Source organism: Roseovarius sp. Pro17 (genome assembly GCF_035599575.1).
GTDB lineage: Bacteria > Pseudomonadota > Alphaproteobacteria > Rhodobacterales > Rhodobacteraceae > Roseovarius.
The window spans coordinates 2192518-2210377 of record NZ_CP141179.1 but is presented as its reverse complement, the minus strand read 5'-3'; the positions used below and the strand labels follow the sequence as shown (position 1 = coordinate 2210377).

Below are 17860 nucleotides of genomic sequence, written 5' to 3'. Positions count from 1 at the left end.
ACATGGCAGATTACATTCCCCCCGTCCAAAGCAAGTTTAGCCAGATCATCGACGTTATCGTGTTGTTGGTGCTGGCGATCGGCGCGCTTTACTTTCCGCTCTGGATGAACCTTGCAGGCAGTTCGCAAACCTCCAACGTGCCCGAAAATGCCACGTGGGAGAGTTTGGGGCAGAATGCCACCATGGTCGAGAAGTGGAACCAACTGGGCTACGCCGAAGCTGCCGACGCGGCCGAGCTGATAACGGCGCGCTTTGACTATTCGTTTTCGATCCTCAGCCTGCTGGTGATGATCGTGGTCGTGGTCGGCTATTACACTATCATTCTGCGGTTTTCGGAAAAGGAATATCGCGACGTGATTTCTGAAAAATTCGGCTCGAAGTAAGAAAGGCACGCAAATGGATATGTGGAATATACTGGAATACGCCGCTTGGGGCCTTTCGATCATCTTTGGGCTTTATATCGTCATCGACTGGATCAAAACCGACAGCACCTACAGCGAAGAGGAACTCATGTCCTCCCGCGAGGGTGAGCTTGAGGCGATGACCGAAGAACATACACTTTAAAGGGGTAAGTAGATGTCTGATACGGATATCACATCCAAGGAAATGGATGGAATGGGCCCCGGTGGGACCAAAATAGGCCTAGCGCGGGTTCTGGGGCCGGCGCATATCTGGGGCCTTGGCGTCGGGATCGTCCTCGTGGGCGAATACATGGGCTGGAACTTTGCCGTAGGCAAGGGTGGTGCATACGCGGCGCTGCTGGCCTGCTGGTTCGCCGGCATCCTCTATTCTTGCGTCGCCATGATCGACAGCGAGGTGACATCGACCGTTGCCGCGGCTGGTGGTCAATATACGCAGGCCAAGCACATTATCGGCCCGCTGATGGCCTTTAATGTCGGTCTATATCTGGTCCTCGCCTACACGATGCTGGAGGCGGCGAATGCTATCACCTTTGGTTTCCTGATAGACACGGTGGCCGGGATGACAGGCCATGAAGGACTTGATGAGAGGCCATTCATCGTTCTGGCAATCATGTTTCTTGCGTGGCTGAACTATCGCGGCGTTCTGGCGACGCTGACGTTCAGCCTGATCATCACGGCCGTCGCTTTCTGCGCTATCATCATCCTGTTCCTGTCGACAGCTGTCTTTATGGGCGACAGCCCGTTGCGGCACACTGAACTGATGACTGACCTGCCTTATGGATGGCTAGGCGTTTTGGCGGCGATGCATTTCGGGCTGTGGTATTACCTCGGGATCGAAGGCACTTGCCAGGCCGCCGAAGAGGTCCGCTCGCCCGCGCGCTCGCTGCCTTTCGGCACGCTCGCAGGGGTCATGACACTGCTGATCGCGGCGACGCTGACATGGTATGTCTGTGTGGGCCTCATGCCGTGGGAATATCTGGGCCAGGCAGGCGTTCCGCTGTTCGACGCGGCACGTATGTCGGGATCTATGGCGCTGATGATCCTCTTGGGTGTCGGCACCATGTTCGCCACTCTGGCCTCGGCCAACGGCTGTATCAACGATGCCAGCCGCGCATGGTTCGCCATGGGGCGCGATCACTACCTGCCCGACTGGTTTGGCGCGGTGCATCCCAAGTTCCGCACACCCTACCGCTCAATTATCTTCCTCGTACCGATCGCGCTGATCTTTGCTCTGGGCGCGCCACTGGATCAGGTGATCACCTTCTCGATCCTATCAGGTCTGCTGGGCTATACGTTCATGCCGCTGAACGTGATCCTGTTCCGGCGCAAATGGCCACTCGACTCGATCAAGCGGGGGTATGAACACCCGTTCCACCCGATCCCGGCGATCGTACTGCTGTTCCTCTGCGGTGTGACCTATTTTGCGGTATTCCTCGGATATGGCTCGCAGTTGGTGGCGATGATCTCATTCTACATCATCGTGTCGCTGTGGTTCCACTTCTGGCGCTACCGCTTTGTGCGCCGGGCGGCGCAGTTCACCATGCCATGGCCGCGCCCGCGCGGTTACTAAGACCCCGGACCGGCCCGCCAAATGGCGGGCCGGTTCATTACTAGGGAAGAGCGGGACGTATGGACAGATTTCTGCTGATGGCGATGATCGTCGCGCTTGGGGCTATTGTCGCTCTTCTGGCGATGAACATGCGACGGGCCGCCGCTGCGCGCGGGCGTACGCGGGCTGCCTACTTTGACGATTGTCAGGCGCTGCTGGATCAGCCGCGCACACGCATCGGTCCTACGGGATTTCCCCGGCTGGCCGGCACCTATCGCGGGCATGAGGCCGACATTCAGGTGATGCCCGACACGCTGACCTTTCGTAAATTGCCAGCGCTTTGGGTGCTGGTCACACTACCCGGTCCTTTGCCGGTGGGCGCCACGCTGGATCTGATGATCCGCCCGACCGGTGTCGAGCCGTTCTCGCGCTTTCATAAGTTGAACAACCAGATGAATTTGCCCGACGGCTTTCCCGAGGATTGCGCTCTGCGCACCGACAGCCCCGCCCTCGTCTCACCCGAAGCGTTGGTGCGCCCGCATCTGCACCTGTTCGATGATCCGACAATCAAGGAACTGGTGATTTCGCCTAAAGGAGTGCGTCTGGTGTTTCTGGCCGAAGAGGCGCAGCGCAGCCGCTATCTGATCTATCGTGATTGTGAGATGGGCCTGATCCCGCTGTCCGCAGAACGGCTCAAGCGGAGGTTGGACGCGCTCGTGGCTCTTCGTGCAGATGTGCTGGACATGGCCATCCCCGAAAGGCATGAAATACCTGCATGAGCATTGTTACACGTCCCCCGATTCATCCGCGTCTGGTTTTGGTCAGCGCTATCATTCTGCCCGCATCGGGACAGGTGCTGAACCGGCAGCCGTTTCGCGGATTGTTGTTCCTGTTCTTTATCTTGCTTTTGGGTGGATACACCCTCAAGACCGCCGCGCCGGATGTGTCGATGATCGGCAAGCTGTCAGGCGGGATTTTTGTCTATGCGATGGCGATCTACGACGCCTACAAAACCGCACGCGTCCGCCACGAGGTATGGCGCGCGGCCAAGCGCTAGCGCGCGCTGAGCCATATTGTCTGACGTCAGCGCCTGTGGGACAGATTTGAGGAATTGAACAACGGAGGATTTCTGGTTCATCGTAACCTTCATGGAGTGAAGATGAACAAGAAATCCGGAACGTCTAAGGACGCAGCTGACAAGCTGGTCAAGAACATCCGCCGCAAGACCCGTCAGACCTATTCGGCTGAGGAGAAGATCCGCATCGTCTTGGCGGGTCTGCGAGGCGAAGAGAGCATTTCGGTGCTCTGTCGCCGTGAAGGCATCGCCGAAAGCCTATATTACAGCTGGTCGAAGGAATTCCTTGAGGCTGGCAAGCGGCGATTGTCCGGCGACACGGCCCGGCAGGCAACGTCGCCAGAAGTCAAAGATCTGCGCTCGGAGTCACTTGCCCTGAAGGAATGCGTGGCAGACCTGACCCTTGAGAACCGTCTGCTCAAAAAAAGCATGACAGGGGCTGGGGAGGCAGAGAAATGAGGTATCCCGCGTCCGAGAAGCTGGAAATCATCCGAACGGTTGAAGGCTCACATCTACCGGCCAGGCAGACCCTCGACATGCTGGGCATCCCGCGCGCGACCTTCTACCGTTGGTATGATCGTTATGTCGACGGCGGCCTTGATGCCCTGGCGGACCACGCACCCCGTCCAGGTTCTGTCTGGAACCGTATTCCACAGGATCGGCGCGATGATTTGATCGAGTTCGCGCTGGAATTTGAGGCCCTGACGACACGGGAGCTGGCGGTGAAATACACCGACGAGAAGCGGTATTTTATATCTGAATCATCAGCATATCGTATTCTGAAGGAAGCTGACCTGATCACGGCGCCCGCGCATGTGGTGATCAAGGCGGCCGACGAGTTTAAAGACAAAACCACGGCAATCAACCAGATGTGGCAGACCGATTTCACCTACTTCAAGATCATCGGGTGGGGCTGGTATTACCTCAGCACGATCCTGGACGATTACAGCCGCTACATCATTGCGTGGAAGCTCTGCAGCACCATGCGTGCTGCCGATGTGACCGACACTATCGAGTTGGCTCTGGCGGAATCGGGTTGCGACCAGGCGGTCGTGCGCCACAAGCCGCGGCTGCTCAGCGACAACGGCTCATGCTATATCTCTGGCGATCTGGCCGATTGGCTGGAGGATCACAAAATGACGCACGTCCGCGGGGCGCCATTCCACCCACAGACACAAGGCAAGATCGAACGCTGGCACCAAACTATGAAGAACCGGGTTCTGCTGGAGAATTACTACCTGCCCGGCGATCTCGAGCAGCAGATCGGGGCCTTCGTCGAATATTACAATAACCAACGATACCACGAGAGTCTGAACAACGTCACACCCGCCGACGTCTACTTCGGCCGCGATAAAGCCATTCTCAGGGAAAGGGAGAAGATCAAGAAACAGACAATCCGACAGCGCCGCTTGCAACACCAGAAACAAGCCGCATAATCAATCACACGAACGAGCCAGAGCCTCCAATGCTCAAGCCGCTCTGATGTCCCATTTTATTTGACGACGGACAGCCATATCGTTCAGACCCTCGCAGCTATGCCATTAGATGAGGCGGCCTAGCCGATGGCGGCGGCCTTCACGTCCTCGTCGATATGCGGCAGGTACTGCTCAAAGTTCTTGGCAAACATGTCGACCAGCTTGGCTGCCTGTCGGTCGTAGCTGTCCGGCTTGTCCCATGTGCGACGCGGGTCCAGCAGAACCGTCGGCACGCCGGGCGCATCGATGGGCACCTCAAAGCCGAAATTAGCGTCGGTGCGGAACTTCACGTCACCCAGCGATCCGTTGAGCGCGGCGGTCAGCAGGGCGCGCGTCGCCTTGATCGGCATCCGCGATCCCGTGCCATAGGCGCCGCCAGTCCAGCCGGTGTTGACCAGCCAGCATGTCGCGCCATGCTTAGCAATTTTCGAGCGCAAGAGGTTGCCGTAGACCTCGGGACGGCGCGGCATGAAGGGCGCGCCGAAGCAGGTCGAGAATGTCGGCTCGGGCTCGGTCACGCCGCGTTCGGTGCCTGCGACCTTGGAGGTGAAGCCCGACAGGAAATGATACATCGCCTGCGCCGGCGTCAGCCGCGCGATGGGCGGCAGCACGCCAAATGCGTCGCAGGTCAGCATGATGATGTTCTTTGGATGCCCGCCCATCGCCGTCTCGGACGCGTTCGAGATATAGTCCAGCGGGTAGGCGCAGCGCATATTCGCTGTAAGCGAGTCATCGTCGAAGTCCAACTCGCGGGTTTCGGCGTCAAACACCATGTTCTCGATCACGGTCCCGAATTTGCTGGTCGTCGCGTAGATTTCGGGTTCGGCTTCGGGGTTGAGGTTGATGGTTTTGGCATAGCAGCCACCCTCGAAGTTGAACGTGCCGCGATCGGACCAGCCATGTTCATCATCACCGATCAGGGTGCGGTCCGGATCGGCCGACAGCGTCGTCTTGCCGGTGCCGGACAGGCCAAAAAAGATGGCCGTATCGACTGGATTTCCCTTGGCATGGTTGGCCGAGCAGTGCATCGGCATGATGTCTTTCTCGGGCAGCAAATAGTTCAGCAGAGAAAAGACCGATTTCTTGTTCTCACCCGCGTATTCGGTGCCGCCGATCAGGATGATCTTGCGGTCAAAATTCATCGCGATGACGGTTTCCGAGCGGCAATTGTGCTTTGCCGGGTCAGCCTGAAAGCTGGGGCAGTTGATGACGGTGAAGTCGGCGACGAAATTCTCCAGTGCATCGCGGTCGGGGCGGCGCAGCAAGTGGCGAATAAAGAGGCCGTGCCACGCCAGCTCTGTCACCATGCGCACCTTGATCGCGTGCGCGGGATCGGCCCCGCCTACGAGGTCCTGCACATAGTAAGTGCCGCCGGCCATATGCGCGACCATATCGTCATAGAGCGCGTCGAACCCTTCGGGCGACATCTCGGCGTTGTTTTCCCACCAGATGTTGTCGGCGACGCTGTCCGTCTTGACCACATGTTTATCAAGTGGCGAGCGACCCGTGAACTTGCCGGTCGAGACCAGGAATGCACCGCCGCGCCCCAACGTGCCTTCGCCGTTTTTTAGCGCGGCCTCGATCAGCGCGGGCTCGATCAGATTGTAATAGACGCTCTCCAGCCCGGTGATCCCTTGATCTTCAAGGCGGAATTTCGGGTTTACCTGTCCCAATGTCATGACAATCTCTCTTTGATATCTAATCGTGGCCAGCGTCGGGCCATGGCACGCTGGCCTCATAGCATGGGGTTTCGGGGCCGAACAGGCGGCTCCGGGTCAGTTAGCGCAACCAAATCGTAGTTAGCGCAATCAGCGATGCTAATGTCGGTCATCGCCGGATTGCAAAGGATGTAATATATAAAGGTGAGTCATATTAGCCATTGGTTATGTAAATCGGCGTCAAATGATCCCGCAAAGCAGGGTGATTCGCGAATTAGGATTGATCGGTATGCGAAAACAACACCATAATGATGGAAAAAATTAGGCAATCTGAGCAGTACAAGGAATAACGACATGTCCAAAATCGCGCTTGTGGACGATGACAGGAATATTCTGACATCCGTTTCCATGACCCTCGAGGCCGAAGGCTTTGAGGTCGAAACGTATAATGATGGCCAGCAGGCCCTCGACGCATTTTCCAAGAAACTTCCCGATTTGGCCGTGCTGGACATCAAGATGCCGCGCATGGACGGAATGGACCTGTTGCAGCGGTTGCGGTTGAAGTCGCAGCTGCCGGTGATCTTTCTCACGTCCAAGGATGACGAGATCGACGAAGTGTTGGGCCTGCGCATGGGTGCAGACGATTACGTGAAAAAGCCGTTTTCCCAACGCCTTCTGGTCGAACGTATCCGCTCGCTACTGCGTCGGCAGGACGCGCTGGACGGCATCATAACGCCTGCTGACGCCGAAGAGGGCAAAGTAATCGACCGCGGTGAACTGCGAATGGACCCGCTGCGCCATGCGGTCAGCTGGAAGGGGGCGGACGTGTCGTTGACCGTCACCGAATTCCTGCTGCTCCAGGCCCTAGCGCAGCGTCCCGGTTTCGTCAAAAGCCGCGATCAGCTGATGGACGTCGCTTATGACGATCAGGTTTATGTCGATGACCGAACGATCGACAGCCACGTCAAGCGTTTGCGCAAGAAACTGCGCCAAGTCGACCCAGAATTCTCGGCGATTGAGACGCTCTACGGGATCGGTTACAGGTATAACGAAGAGTAAACGTGGCACTGGCCGAGAGGATTAACGTGCGCGATTCGGCACTGGGACGAGATGGCGACGTTGTCCTGGGCGATGATTTTGTCGCGCCCGATAACGTGGTTGAGGACGAGGTGCGTGCGCGCCGGGCGCGGCGCAGCTTTTTCTCACTGCGCGAGTCGCCTCTGACTCGCAAGATCATTATCTTCAATTTGATAGCGTTGAATATTCTGGTCGCGGGTATCCTCTATCTGAACTCGTCTCGGGACGGTCTGGCACTTCAGCGCATGAGCGGTCTGGTCGGCGAGGCCGAACTGGTGGCGAACGTGTTCGAGGCACAGATACCCGGCCACTCGCCCGTCAACTTGGTAACCGGCGACGGGATCGACGTGGCCGCAACCTTGTCCGCGCTCGATGTTCAGGCGGGTGCAGAAGTGTTCGTCTTCGACACGAGTGGGGCTCTTGCAGGGCAGATGACTGGAACCGCGACGCGCCCCGGCGACGACGCACGCCGCAAACCTACGATCATTACTGATGCCCTCAGCCGGTTCTGGAACTGGCTTTCGACACCGTTCACATCGACTACTGACGCGGCCGCACCCAGCGGTGAAGATTTGGCGCGCAGCCAGATCGCCGTTGCGCTGGAACAGGGCACGCAGGTCATCACCGGAATGGTCGACGGGGGCGCGGTCTTTTCCGTAGCCACGCCGGTTTTGCAGGACGGCACTCCTATCGCTGTCGTCGCCGTGATCAGCGCCACGGGAGAGATCGACAATCTTGTCATGTCCGAGCATGAGCGCGTGCTTCAGATGTTTCTCATCGCGACTCTGGTGTCCATCGGCCTCAGCCTGATTCTGGCATCGACCATTGCACATCCTCTTGCGGACCTTGCGGCCGCCGCTGAAGTCGGCGGCGCGCGAAATCGGGGTACGCAAGGGGCAGGGCGCATCCGGATACCGGATCTGACCGCGCGCCCAGACGAAATCGGGCGCCTGTCCGGTGCGCTGCGCGGCATGGTGTCTGCCCTCTACGATCGCATTGACGGAAATGAGCAGTTCGCCGCAGACGTCGCGCATGAGATCAAGAACCCGCTCGCCAGCCTGCGTAGTGCCGTCGGCACCATGCGCGTCGCCAAGCGCGAGGATCAGCGCGATAAATTGCTGGACGTCATCGATCACGACGTTCGACGATTGGATCGGCTGGTCAGTGACATATCGAATGCGTCCCGCCTCGACAGCGAGTTGGTCAAAGAGGAAGAGGAATCCTTTGATTTGCTGAGCACGATGCGCAATCTGGGCCAGTATCTGGGCGAGCAGGCCGGCGAGAAAGGAATTGAATTCATCACTGATTTTCCGGACCGCCCCATCGTGATCAGTGGCCTTGAGGCGCGCCTTGCGCAGGTTTTTGTCAATCTTATTTCCAACGCCACCAGTTTTTGTGAAGATGGCGATGCGATCCGGATCTGGGCTCGACGCCGTGAGAATCGCGTGCTGATCGTGGTAGAGGACACTGGACCCGGCATTCCCGATCAGGCTTTGACCAAGATCTTCCAGCGTTTCTACTCGCAGCGTGACGCAAGTGATTTCGGCAACAATTCCGGACTCGGACTCGCCATTTCCAAGCAGATCGTCGAGGCGCATGGCGGCGTCATCTGGGCCGAAAATATTCGCCCTACCGACGCCGATATCACGTCCGATCCGCTTGGCGCGCGGTTCGTCGTCGGCCTGCCGGTCTAGGCTGATGCCGGACGACACGCCGGATGCGGTGACATTGCATGCAACCAGCGTCGCAGTCGCGGGCCGCGCGGTGCTGATCCGGGGTGCGTCGGGCAGCGGCAAATCGGCACTGGCGTTGCAATTGATTGCGCTGGGGGCCGTTCTGGTCGCAGATGACCAGACCTGCCTGACGCGTGACGGAGATAATTTGATGCTTGATGCACCTGAGGCGATACGCGGCCAGATCGAGGCGCGGGGTGTCGGCATCCTGAATACGCCCTCTGCCGGACCGACGCCCGCCGCGCTGATCGTGGATATGGACGCGTCCGCCGCACCCCGTCTGCCTTTGGATGAGCGGACGAGTGTGCTGGGTGTTTCACTCCCTTTGGTGCGGGGCAGTGGAGCATCGCATTTTCCAGCGGCGCTCCACCTTTATCTCAAGCATGGACGCAGAGCGTGAAAGGATTGAATGACAGGATGTCCCGATGAGCCATGAGATGACAGATACGCAGCACGGCGCCGCCCCCCCCCTGGTGTTGGTCACTGGCCCCTCTGGCGCGGGTCGCAGCACGGCAATTCGCGCGCTGGAAGACATGGGATACGAAGCGATCGACAATTTGCCGCTTAGCCTGCTGCCCCGCCTGCTGAGCGCACCCGCAGGTGCGGGCGCCATGCCCGAGAGGCCGATGGCGCTGGGTGTCGATCCGCGCAACCGCGATTTTTCCGCCGAGGCGCTGATCGACGCGGTCGAGCGGCTTGGCGCGCTCAGTGACCGGCCTGTTCAGCTGCTGTTCGTCGATTGCCGCCCCGACGTGCTGCTGCGCCGCTTTTCCGAGACGCGCCGCCGCCATCCGCTGGCCCCCGCCGAAAGCGCGCAGATCGGCATCGCGCGCGAGATGGACCTCCTGCGCGCCGTGCGCACCCGCGCCGATATCCTGATCGACACCTCCGAACTCAGCCCGCAGGAGCTGCGCGCGGAGTTGGAGCAATGGATCGGCCCCGGCGGGGCAGGGCGCATGGCCGTTTCGATCCATTCGTTTTCCTATAAGCGCGGCCTGCCGCGCGGGGTCGACATGGTTTTCGACTGCCGCTTCTTGCGTAATCCTTATTGGGAGCCGTCCTTGCGTGCGCTCGACGGGCGTGCGCCTGCGGTGGCGGCCTTTGTCGCAGCCGATCCCCGGTTCGAGGCATTTCATGCGCAATTGTCGCAAATGGTGCAGTTGTTGTTGCCCGCCTACGAGGCGGAGGGCAAATCGTATCTGTCGATCGCGCTGGGCTGTACCGGGGGGCAGCATCGCTCGGTCGCAATGGCGGAATCTTTGGCGCGTACCCTTGCAGAAGGTGGCCAGCAGGTGTCAATTAGGCACCGGGAACTGGAGCGCCGCGCAAGCGATACGCTCGCACGGTGACAGGCACCGGAAGATAAGGAATTCAAGGCGTTGATCGGGATCGTCATAGTCGCCCACGGGGGCCTTGCACGCGAGTATCTGGCCGCGGTCGAACATGTCGTCGGGCCGCAGCAGGGCATCCGCGCCATTTCGGTCGACAGCGGCGATGACCGCGAGGCCAAGGCGGCCGAGATCACGCAGGCCGCCCATGACGTTGATCGTGGATCAGGCGTCGCGGTGGTGACCGACATGTTCGGCGGATCGCCGTCGAACCTTTCGTTGCCGGCCTGCCGCACCGGAGATCGCCGGATGCTCTATGGTGCGAACCTGCCGATGCTGATCAAGCTGGCGAAAAGCCGGGACAAGGCGCTGCCCGACGCGGTGCGCGAAGCTCTTTACGCCGCGCGCAAATATACCGACAGCCAGAACATTTCAGTGGAAGATTGAACTTATGTCCGCAACTGTGACGCGCAAGTTGAAGATCGTGAACGTCAAGGGCCTGCACGCACGCGCCTCGGCCAAGCTGGTTGAGGTGGTCGAGGGGTTCGACGCGACCGCCGAAGTCTCGCATGATGGGCAGTCGGCCAGCGGCGACAGCATCATGGGCCTTTTGATGTTGGCAGCCGCGATGGGAACCACTATTGACGTCGAAACGCGCGGCCCCGACGCCGAGGCGCTGGCCGATGCCATGGCCGCCCTTGTCGCGGCCAGGTTCGGCGAAGACATGTAGCGCGCCCGCACGCGCGCTGAGCTACGGATTGGAACGGTCCAAGTTGGCAATCGAGCAACGCGATGAGGGCGATCAGCTATCCGACCGTATCGGCGCGGAGGGGCCCGATCACGGCACGCCTGCGAGTCAGACCATGACCTTTCCCAAATATGACCGGCGCAGCCTGACGTATTCCAATTCGTTCGACGCGCCGCTGACTGCGGCCATCATTCGGGGGATCGAATGGATGACAGGCAAGCTGTCGATCATCCGCATGATCCGCGATTTCGAGCGGCGCGGCGCGCCCACCGGCCAGCCCTTCTGGCGTGCCTCACTCGACACGATGGGCATTGATCTGCTGACGCCCGAGGACGAGTTAAGCAACATTCCGGTGGATGGCCCGGTCGTGGCGGTCGCCAACCATCCTCACGGTCTGGTCGATGGCATGATCCTGGCCGATCTGATCGGCCGGCGCCGAACCGACTACAAGATCCTGACCCGCGCGCTGCTAACTGGCATCGACGAGGTAGCGGCCAGCTATATGATCCCGGTGCCGTTTCCGCACGAGCCTGACGCACAGCGCAAATCGGTCGAGATGCGGGCCAAGGCGATGGCCCATCTGAAGGAGGGCGGGCTGATCAGCGTCTTTCCCTCGGGCGTGGTGGCGTCGTCGGATACGATGTTCGGCCCGACTGTCGAGCGGGAGTGGAACGTCTTTACCGCGCAGATGATCCGACGTTCGGGCGCCAAGGTGGTGCCGATTTATTTTCCCGGTTCCAACAGTCGGTGGTATCAGATCGCCAACCGCCTGTCGTCTACGCTACGGCAAGGGTTGCTGCTGCATGAGGTCGTGCACAGTTGTAATCGCCCGCAGAAGCCGGTCGTCGGTGCGCCCGTTAGCGACGAGCGCATGAAGATGCTAGAGAGCGACCCGCGCGGCTTCATGACATGGCTGCGCGTGCATACCTTGTCGCTTGGCGACAAGGGCTGAGGCCCGCGCGAATAGCCGCGATGGACCCGCGCGCCCGGTTGCGGTATCAGTGCCGCGACGAAACATCGACGAAGGCGCGCCCATGTCCGGCCACGGCAATCCCATCCCAATGAGTTCGGCCAAATGCGGCCCGCTGACCGGCACCGCGAACGTGCCGGGTGATAAATCCATCTCGCATCGCGCACTGATTCTGGGCGCAATGGCGGTGGGCGAGACGCGCATCACCGGCCTGCTGGAGGGCGAGGATGTGCTGGACACAGCGCGCGCCATGCGTGCCTTTGGTGCCGAGGTGACGGACCATGGCGGCGGCGCTTGGTCCGTGCATGGCGTCGGCGTCGGTGGCTTTGCCGAACCCGAAAATGTCATTGACTGCGGCAATTCCGGCACCGGCGTGCGCCTGATCATGGGCGCGATGGCCACGTCGCCGATCACTGTGACCTTCACCGGCGATGCCTCGCTGAATATGCGTCCCATGGCGCGTGTGACCGACCCGCTGGCGTTGTTCGGCGCGCAGACGGTGGGTCGCGTGGGCGGGCGCCTGCCTATGACCATCGTTGGCGCGAGGGATCCTGTGCCGGTTCGCTACACCGTGCCGGTCCCTTCGGCGCAGGTGAAATCCGCGGTTTTGCTGGCGGGCCTCAATGCCCCCGGCCAGACCGTGGTGATCGAACGTGAGGCGACACGCGACCATAGCGAGCGGATGCTGGCAGGCTTTGGTGCGGTCGTCACCAGCGAGGACACGGATGAGGGCCGCGTCATCACCCTGACGGGCCAGCCGGAATTGACGCCTCAAACCATCACTGTGCCGCGCGATCCCAGTTCGGCGGCGTTTGCGGTCTGCGCCGCGTTGATCGTGCCCGGCTCGGACGTGTTGGTGCCGAATATCGGTCTGAATCCCACGCGCGCCGGCCTCTTTACTACGCTGCGTGAAATGGGCGCCGATCTCAGCTATGAGAACGAGCGGCTTGAGGGCGGCGAGCCTGTGGCCGACCTGCGCGCCAGATTCTCGCAGGACCTAAAGGGGATCGAGGTGGACCCGGCCCGCGCCGCGTCGATGATCGACGAATACCCAATTCTGTCCGTCGTCGCCGCCTTCGCGACGGGCGCGACAATTATGCGCGGCGTCGCCGAATTGAGGGTCAAGGAATCCGACCGAATCGACGCGATGGCCACCGGCTTGCGCGCCAACGGGGTCGAGGTCGAAGAGGGCGAGGATTGGTGGATTGTCCATGGACGCGGTCACGGCGCGGTGCCGGGCGGCGCGACCTGCGCCAGCCATCTTGACCACCGCATCGCAATGTCGTTTCTCATCCTTGGCATGGCTGCAAATGCAGATGTCGGCGTCGATGACGGCGGCCCGATCGCTACATCCTTCCCGATTTTTGAGCCGTTGATGGCGGGCCTCGGTGCAAATATCAGCCGTGGCGCCTGAGGCTTTGAGTATTTTGAGAACGGTGAAAGAATGGACGCGCGCTGCTGCCTCTAATGGCTGAAATTACCCTTTTGCGAAGACTTCCACATTTACCGTATGCCGTGGGCATAAAAAAAGGGGCGCGTCCATCACTGGACGCGCCCCCATTCAGGTGTGGCAAAGGCTTAGTTCAGTGCCTTGTCTGTCACCGCGTGGGTCCAAGCAGCGTCGCCTGGATCTTTGGTAATGACGGGGTCGGAGCCGCCTGAGAGCAACGAAGAAATCGTCCGCTGGAAATCGGTAGGGTCCAGCGCGCCGTCGCTACCGGCCGTCAGCTTGGCGACTTCCTTCATCATGCGCACCTGATGTTCTTCGGTTTGCGCGCCGCTGGCATCGTTATCCAGCACGATTAACGCGGCCTCTTCGGGGTTTTCCTCGGCCCATTTCCAGCCTTTCATCGAGGCGCGCACAAAGCGGGCCATGCGGTCAACGAAGTCCGGGTCTTCGAGGTTTTCCCCCAGCACATATAGTCCATCCTCCAGCGTCGAGACGCCCTGATCCTCGTACTTGAAGACGACCAGCTCTTCGGGGGTAAGGCCCGCGTCCAGCACTTGACCATACTCGTTATAGGTCATGGTCGAAATGCAGGCGGCCTGCCCTTGCAGTAACGGATCGACGTTAAAGCCCTGCTTGAGAACGGTCACGCCGCCATCCGAGCCATCCGTCGCAAGGCCCAGTTTATTCATCCAGCTGAGGAACGGGTATTCATTGCCGCTGAACCAGACGCCCAACGTCTTGCCGGGGAAATCCTCTGGCGTCTCGACGCCGGTATCCTTACGGCAGGTCAGCATCATGCCCGACGATTTAAATGGCTGGGCGATGTTCACCAGATCCAGCCCCTTTTCGCGGCTTGCCATGGCCGAGGGCATCCAATCGACGACCACGTCAGCGCCGCCGCCAGCGATAACCTGAGCGGGGGCGATGTCTGGCCCACCTGGCTTGATCGTGACGTTCAGGTTCTCTCCGTCGTAGAATCCCTGATCCTGCGCTACGTAATATCCGGCGAATTGCGCCTGCGTGACCCATTTCAGTTGCAACGTGACGTTATCCGCCGCCTGCGCGGCGCCCGCGCCCATCAGTGCGAGGCCGGCAAGGCCGAATGTGGTTTTCATGTTTTTCATGGTTGGTTTCCCCTGTTGTTGATTTTTCGTTTCATGATCGGCTCCGCTGCGACGGGTGCCAAAAGGTCAGTGCCCGCTCGGCCAGCGCGATAGCGCCGTAAAAGGCCGATCCGGCCAGCGCGGCCACGACGATCTCGGCCCAGACCAGATCCATGGCCAGTTGGCCCACCGAGATCGAGATGCGAAACCCCATCCCCCGCGTGGGCGAGCCAAAGAATTCGGCCACGATAGCACCGATCAGAGCCAGCGTCGTCGCGATCTTGAGCCCGTTAAAGATGAAAGGCAACGCGGCGGGTAGGCGCAGCTTAACCAATGTCTGCCAATAGCTGGCGCCATAAGTGCGCATTAGATCGCGCTGCATTTCGCTGGCTTCCTGCAATCCCTGCGAGGTGTTCACCAGCATCGGAAAGAAAACCATCACGACAACCACTGCCGCCTTGGATTGCCAGTCAAAGCCGAACCACATCACCAGGATCGGCGCGAGGCCGATGATCGGTAGGGCGGCCGCGAAATTGCCAACGGGCAACAGACCCCGCTGAAGGAATGGAAAGCGATCAATCGCGACGGCGATGGCGACCGCGCTGGCGCAACCGATCAGGTAACCCGTCATCGCCCCCTTGACCGCCGTCTGCACGAAGTCCTGCCATAGCAGCCCTGTCGACGCTGCAAAGGTCGCGGCGATTGCCGAAGGAGGGGGCAAGAGGATCGGGCTGATAGCGAATGCGTTGACCGCCACCTCCCACAGCACGAGGATCGTTGCGCCAAAGATCACCGGCACCGCCAGCCGCGCCGCGCGCGTTGTGAAACCGGAAAGCCAGACGTTTATGCGCCACGCGATTATCCAGATGGCGAGCAGCAGCGCGAGGTTCATGCTGATCGCAGCGGCAGCGGCGAGCGTGACCAGCAGGATCACCAAGCCCTTGACGCCGCTCAACATCGACGCCGTGCCGTCCATCTCAAGTTCGCGATCAGCCATCACGTCATCCCCATGCGGCGCAGTGTGACGCGCTGCAAGATGCCGATTATCCCGACCAGCGTGGCGGCCAGAACAGCGGCCATCAACAGCGCGCTCCAGATCTGGATCGTCTGGCCGTAGTAGCTTCCAGCCAAGAGGCGCGCGCCCAAGCCCGCTACCGCGCCTGTCGGCAGCTCGCCGATGATCGCGCCGACCAGGCTGGCTGCCATTGCGACCTTTAGCGAGGCAAAGAGGTAGGGCATCGACGATGGCAGCCGCAGACGCCAGAACGTCTGAGCCTTACTGGCGTTCCATGTACGCATCTGATCCAGTTGCATCGCGTCGGGGCTGCGCAACCCTTTGACCATGCCCACGACGACCGGAAAGAACGACAGATACATCGAGATCATCGCCTTGGGCAGCAGGCCCGATATGCCCACCGCGTTCAGCACTACGATGATCATCGGTGCGATCGCGATGATCGGCACCGTTTGACTGGCGATGACCCACGGCATGACGCTCATGTCCATCGTCCGATTGTGAACAATCCCCACCGCCAGCGCGATTCCCAAAGCAGTGCCGAGGGCAAAGCCGAGAATGGTCGCGCTGAATGTAACCCAGCTGTGATAGATCAGCGAGCGCTTGGAAAACCCGCGCCCCTTCAGGACCATGGCGCCAGTCGTGTCCCACATCTCGGACGCGACCTGATGAGGTACCGGCAGCTTCGGCTTTTTCTGGCTCCAGGTATCGGCCACAAGCTGGGTCGCGCTTAGCTGGACGTCTGCCCGCTTGGCCTTGTCATAAGCCCAATGCGCGTTCAGCGGAATCGCGGCAATGTACCAAAATGCGAGGATGGCCACGACGACGGTGAGGATGGGCAGGACGTTTCTCATCCGGCCACTCCGCCTTTCATTGTTCCAAAAATACTCGGCTGGCACGCCCGCTTTCGCCAGATTGTTTTGAGTATTTTAAGAACAACGAAAGATTCAAGTGGCCTACTGGTCACACGGTACAGGCTGGAGAGCCGATGACCGTGAACGATGAAAGTTCCCCGCCTGATTGAAAGGGTGGGGGCATTCAATGTTTCTCGCCGCTCACTCATGGTCGTACCCCGCACGCAGTCCTTCGCGGACGCGGTGGGCGACGTCGATGAATTCGGGTGTATCGCGGATGTCGAGAGGGCGATGCCGGGGCAGGGGGCTGTCGATGATATCGGCGATGCGGCCCGGCCGGGGTGACATGACAACGATGCGCGTGCTGAGATAGACCGCTTCGGGGATCGAATGGGTGACAAAGCAGATGGTCTTGCCGGTGCGGTCCAATAGTTGCAACAGCTGCTCGTTCAGATGATCCCGCACGATCTCATCCAGTGCGCCGAATGGCTCGTCCATCAGCAGAATGTCGGCGTCGAAGGCCAAGGCGCGCGCGATCGAGGCGCGTTGCTGCATTCCGCCGGATAGCTGCCATGGGAATTTCTTTTCGAACCCGGCAAGCTCGACCAGTTCCAGAACTTCGGCGACGCGTCGCGCCCGTTCGGCCTTGGAATACCCCATGATTTCCAGCGGCAGACGAATGTTGCCGTCGATAGTGCGCCACGGATAGAGGCCCGCAGCCTGAAACACATAGCCGTAGGCGCGGGCGCGGCGTGCCTCTTCGGGGGAGGTGCCGTTGATAGTAATGGTGCCCGCTGTCTGCTGCTCAAGATCTGCCATGACCCGTAGGAACGTCGTCTTGCCGCAGCCCGAGGGACCGATGAAGCTGACGAATTCGCCGCGTTTCACGGCCAGCGACACGTCTTTGAGCGCATGTACCGGACCATCGTTGGTCTGGAAGGTCAGGCTGAGGTTCTTGGCTGAGATGATCGTATCGCTCACGCGTCGAACCCCCACAGTTTTGCTTCGGCGAATTCGACGGAATTGCCTGCCGGGTCGCGCACGTAGATCGAACGCGCACCGCCGGGCCAATAGAAATCCGTTTCAATCTCGACGCCCTCGGCCACCAGATGCGCGGCCCATGCGTCCATTTCGCCCGGCGCGGCGCAAAAGCAGACGTGGCCCGCACCTGTTGCGCCATGCGGAGGGACAGGCAGTTTACCGCTGCTCTCGCCTGTTGCCTCGGGGTTGAACAATAGCACCATCGACGTCTCGCAGCGCAGGAAGATGTGTCTATTGGGCACGCGGCTGTCCTCCTTTAGGCCGACCACATCCCTGTAGAAGGCCGCCGCTGCGTCCAGATCCGACGCGTAGAGGGCCGTCTCTAGGACGGATCGAGGGGCGTGGGGTCTGCCAGGCATGTC

20 protein-coding genes are annotated in these 17860 nt (G+C 60.3%); 14 read left to right on the top strand and 6 right to left on the bottom strand.

Annotated features, from left to right (window positions below):
- The first annotated feature begins 2 nt into the window (after window positions 1-2).
- The 6 genes from U3654_RS10705 to U3654_RS10680 all read left to right on the top strand — a co-directional run bounded on the left by U3654_RS10705 (window position 3) and on the right by U3654_RS10680 (window position 4482).
- Window positions 3-383: a hypothetical protein gene (locus tag U3654_RS10705; protein WP_324751538.1), complete on the top strand. Its 381-nt coding sequence runs from the start codon at window positions 3-5 to the stop codon at window positions 381-383.
- 13 nt (window positions 384-396) lie between these two features.
- Window positions 397-564, top strand: a complete 168-nt coding sequence (locus U3654_RS10700) for a hypothetical protein (RefSeq protein ID WP_324751537.1) — start codon at window positions 397-399, stop codon at window positions 562-564.
- A 12-nt stretch (window positions 565-576) separates the two neighbouring features.
- Window positions 577-1992: an APC family permease gene (locus tag U3654_RS10695; RefSeq protein WP_324751536.1), complete on the top strand. Its 1416-nt coding sequence runs from the start codon at window positions 577-579 to the stop codon at window positions 1990-1992.
- A 59-nt stretch (window positions 1993-2051) separates the two neighbouring features.
- A complete protein-coding gene (locus U3654_RS10690; RefSeq protein WP_324751535.1) occupies window positions 2052-2750 on the top strand; it encodes a hypothetical protein in 699 nt (232 codons plus the stop codon).
- Window positions 2747-3028 (top strand): hypothetical protein, encoded by a 282-nt coding sequence (locus tag U3654_RS10685; RefSeq protein ID WP_324751534.1) that lies wholly within the window; start codon window positions 2747-2749, stop codon window positions 3026-3028. The genes U3654_RS10690 and U3654_RS10685 overlap by 4 nt, the downstream gene beginning before the upstream one ends.
- A gap of 102 nt (window positions 3029-3130) precedes the next feature.
- A protein-coding gene (locus U3654_RS10680; RefSeq protein ID WP_324751533.1) for an IS3 family transposase occupies window positions 3131-4482 on the top strand; the annotation gives its coding sequence in 2 pieces (ribosomal slippage) (window positions 3131-3467 and window positions 3467-4482; 1353 coding nt in all).
- A gap of 119 nt (window positions 4483-4601) precedes the next feature.
- Here the strand turns inward: U3654_RS10680 and U3654_RS10675 are convergent.
- The gene (locus U3654_RS10675; protein ID WP_324751532.1) at window positions 4602-6200 is read right to left on the bottom strand and encodes a phosphoenolpyruvate carboxykinase; all 1599 of its coding nucleotides are present in this window, start codon (window positions 6198-6200) and stop codon (window positions 4602-4604) included.
- Window positions 6201-6533: 333 nt separating this feature from the next.
- On the opposite strand from U3654_RS10675, the gene U3654_RS10670 reads away from it, so the two are divergent.
- The 8 genes from U3654_RS10670 to aroA all read left to right on the top strand — a co-directional run bounded on the left by U3654_RS10670 (window position 6534) and on the right by aroA (window position 13449).
- The gene (locus tag U3654_RS10670; RefSeq protein ID WP_324751531.1) at window positions 6534-7238 is read left to right on the top strand and encodes a response regulator transcription factor; all 705 of its coding nucleotides are present in this window, start codon (window positions 6534-6536) and stop codon (window positions 7236-7238) included.
- Window positions 7239-7240: 2 nt separating this feature from the next.
- Window positions 7241-8950, top strand: coding sequence for a sensor histidine kinase (locus tag U3654_RS10665; protein ID WP_324751530.1), 1710 nt, complete (start codon window positions 7241-7243; stop codon window positions 8948-8950).
- Window positions 8951-8954: 4 nt separating this feature from the next.
- On the top strand, window positions 8955-9389 hold the full coding sequence (locus U3654_RS10660) for an HPr kinase/phosphatase C-terminal domain-containing protein (protein WP_324751529.1): 435 nt from the start codon (window positions 8955-8957) through the stop codon (window positions 9387-9389).
- 25 nt (window positions 9390-9414) lie between these two features.
- On the top strand, window positions 9415-10338 hold the full coding sequence (gene rapZ, locus U3654_RS10655) for an RNase adapter RapZ (protein WP_324751528.1): 924 nt from the start codon (window positions 9415-9417) through the stop codon (window positions 10336-10338).
- 30 nt (window positions 10339-10368) lie between these two features.
- Entirely contained in the window at window positions 10369-10764 is a 396-nt protein-coding gene (locus U3654_RS10650; RefSeq protein ID WP_324751527.1) for a PTS fructose transporter subunit IIA, read from the top strand.
- Window positions 10765-10768: 4 nt separating this feature from the next.
- Window positions 10769-11047, top strand: coding sequence for an HPr family phosphocarrier protein (locus U3654_RS10645; protein WP_324751526.1), 279 nt, complete (start codon window positions 10769-10771; stop codon window positions 11045-11047).
- A gap of 133 nt (window positions 11048-11180) precedes the next feature.
- Window positions 11181-12017, top strand: a complete 837-nt coding sequence (locus tag U3654_RS10640) for a lysophospholipid acyltransferase family protein (protein WP_324755266.1) — start codon at window positions 11181-11183, stop codon at window positions 12015-12017.
- Between the two features lie 82 nt (window positions 12018-12099).
- Window positions 12100-13449 (top strand): 3-phosphoshikimate 1-carboxyvinyltransferase, encoded by a 1350-nt coding sequence (aroA, locus tag U3654_RS10635; protein ID WP_324751525.1) that lies wholly within the window; start codon window positions 12100-12102, stop codon window positions 13447-13449.
- Window positions 13450-13613: 164 nt separating this feature from the next.
- Here aroA and U3654_RS10630 read toward each other — a convergent pair whose 3' ends face one another.
- The 5 genes from U3654_RS10630 to U3654_RS10610 all read right to left on the bottom strand — a co-directional run bounded on the left by U3654_RS10630 (window position 13614) and on the right by U3654_RS10610 (window position 17857).
- Window positions 13614-14600: an ABC transporter substrate-binding protein gene (locus U3654_RS10630; RefSeq protein WP_324755265.1), complete on the bottom strand. Its 987-nt coding sequence runs from the start codon at window positions 14598-14600 to the stop codon at window positions 13614-13616.
- 40 nt (window positions 14601-14640) lie between these two features.
- Window positions 14641-15480, bottom strand: a complete 840-nt coding sequence (locus U3654_RS10625) for an ABC transporter permease (protein ID WP_324755264.1) — start codon at window positions 15478-15480, stop codon at window positions 14641-14643.
- Between the two features lie 104 nt (window positions 15481-15584).
- Entirely contained in the window at window positions 15585-16457 is an 873-nt protein-coding gene (locus U3654_RS10620; protein ID WP_324751524.1) for an ABC transporter permease, read from the bottom strand.
- A 201-nt stretch (window positions 16458-16658) separates the two neighbouring features.
- Complete coding sequence (locus tag U3654_RS10615) at window positions 16659-17438, bottom strand: ABC transporter ATP-binding protein (protein ID WP_324751523.1); 780 nt, start codon at window positions 17436-17438, stop codon at window positions 16659-16661.
- Window positions 17435-17857: a VOC family protein gene (locus tag U3654_RS10610; RefSeq protein WP_324751522.1), complete on the bottom strand. Its 423-nt coding sequence runs from the start codon at window positions 17855-17857 to the stop codon at window positions 17435-17437. The genes U3654_RS10615 and U3654_RS10610 overlap by 4 nt, the downstream gene beginning before the upstream one ends.
- Between the last annotated feature and the right edge of the window lie 3 nt (window positions 17858-17860).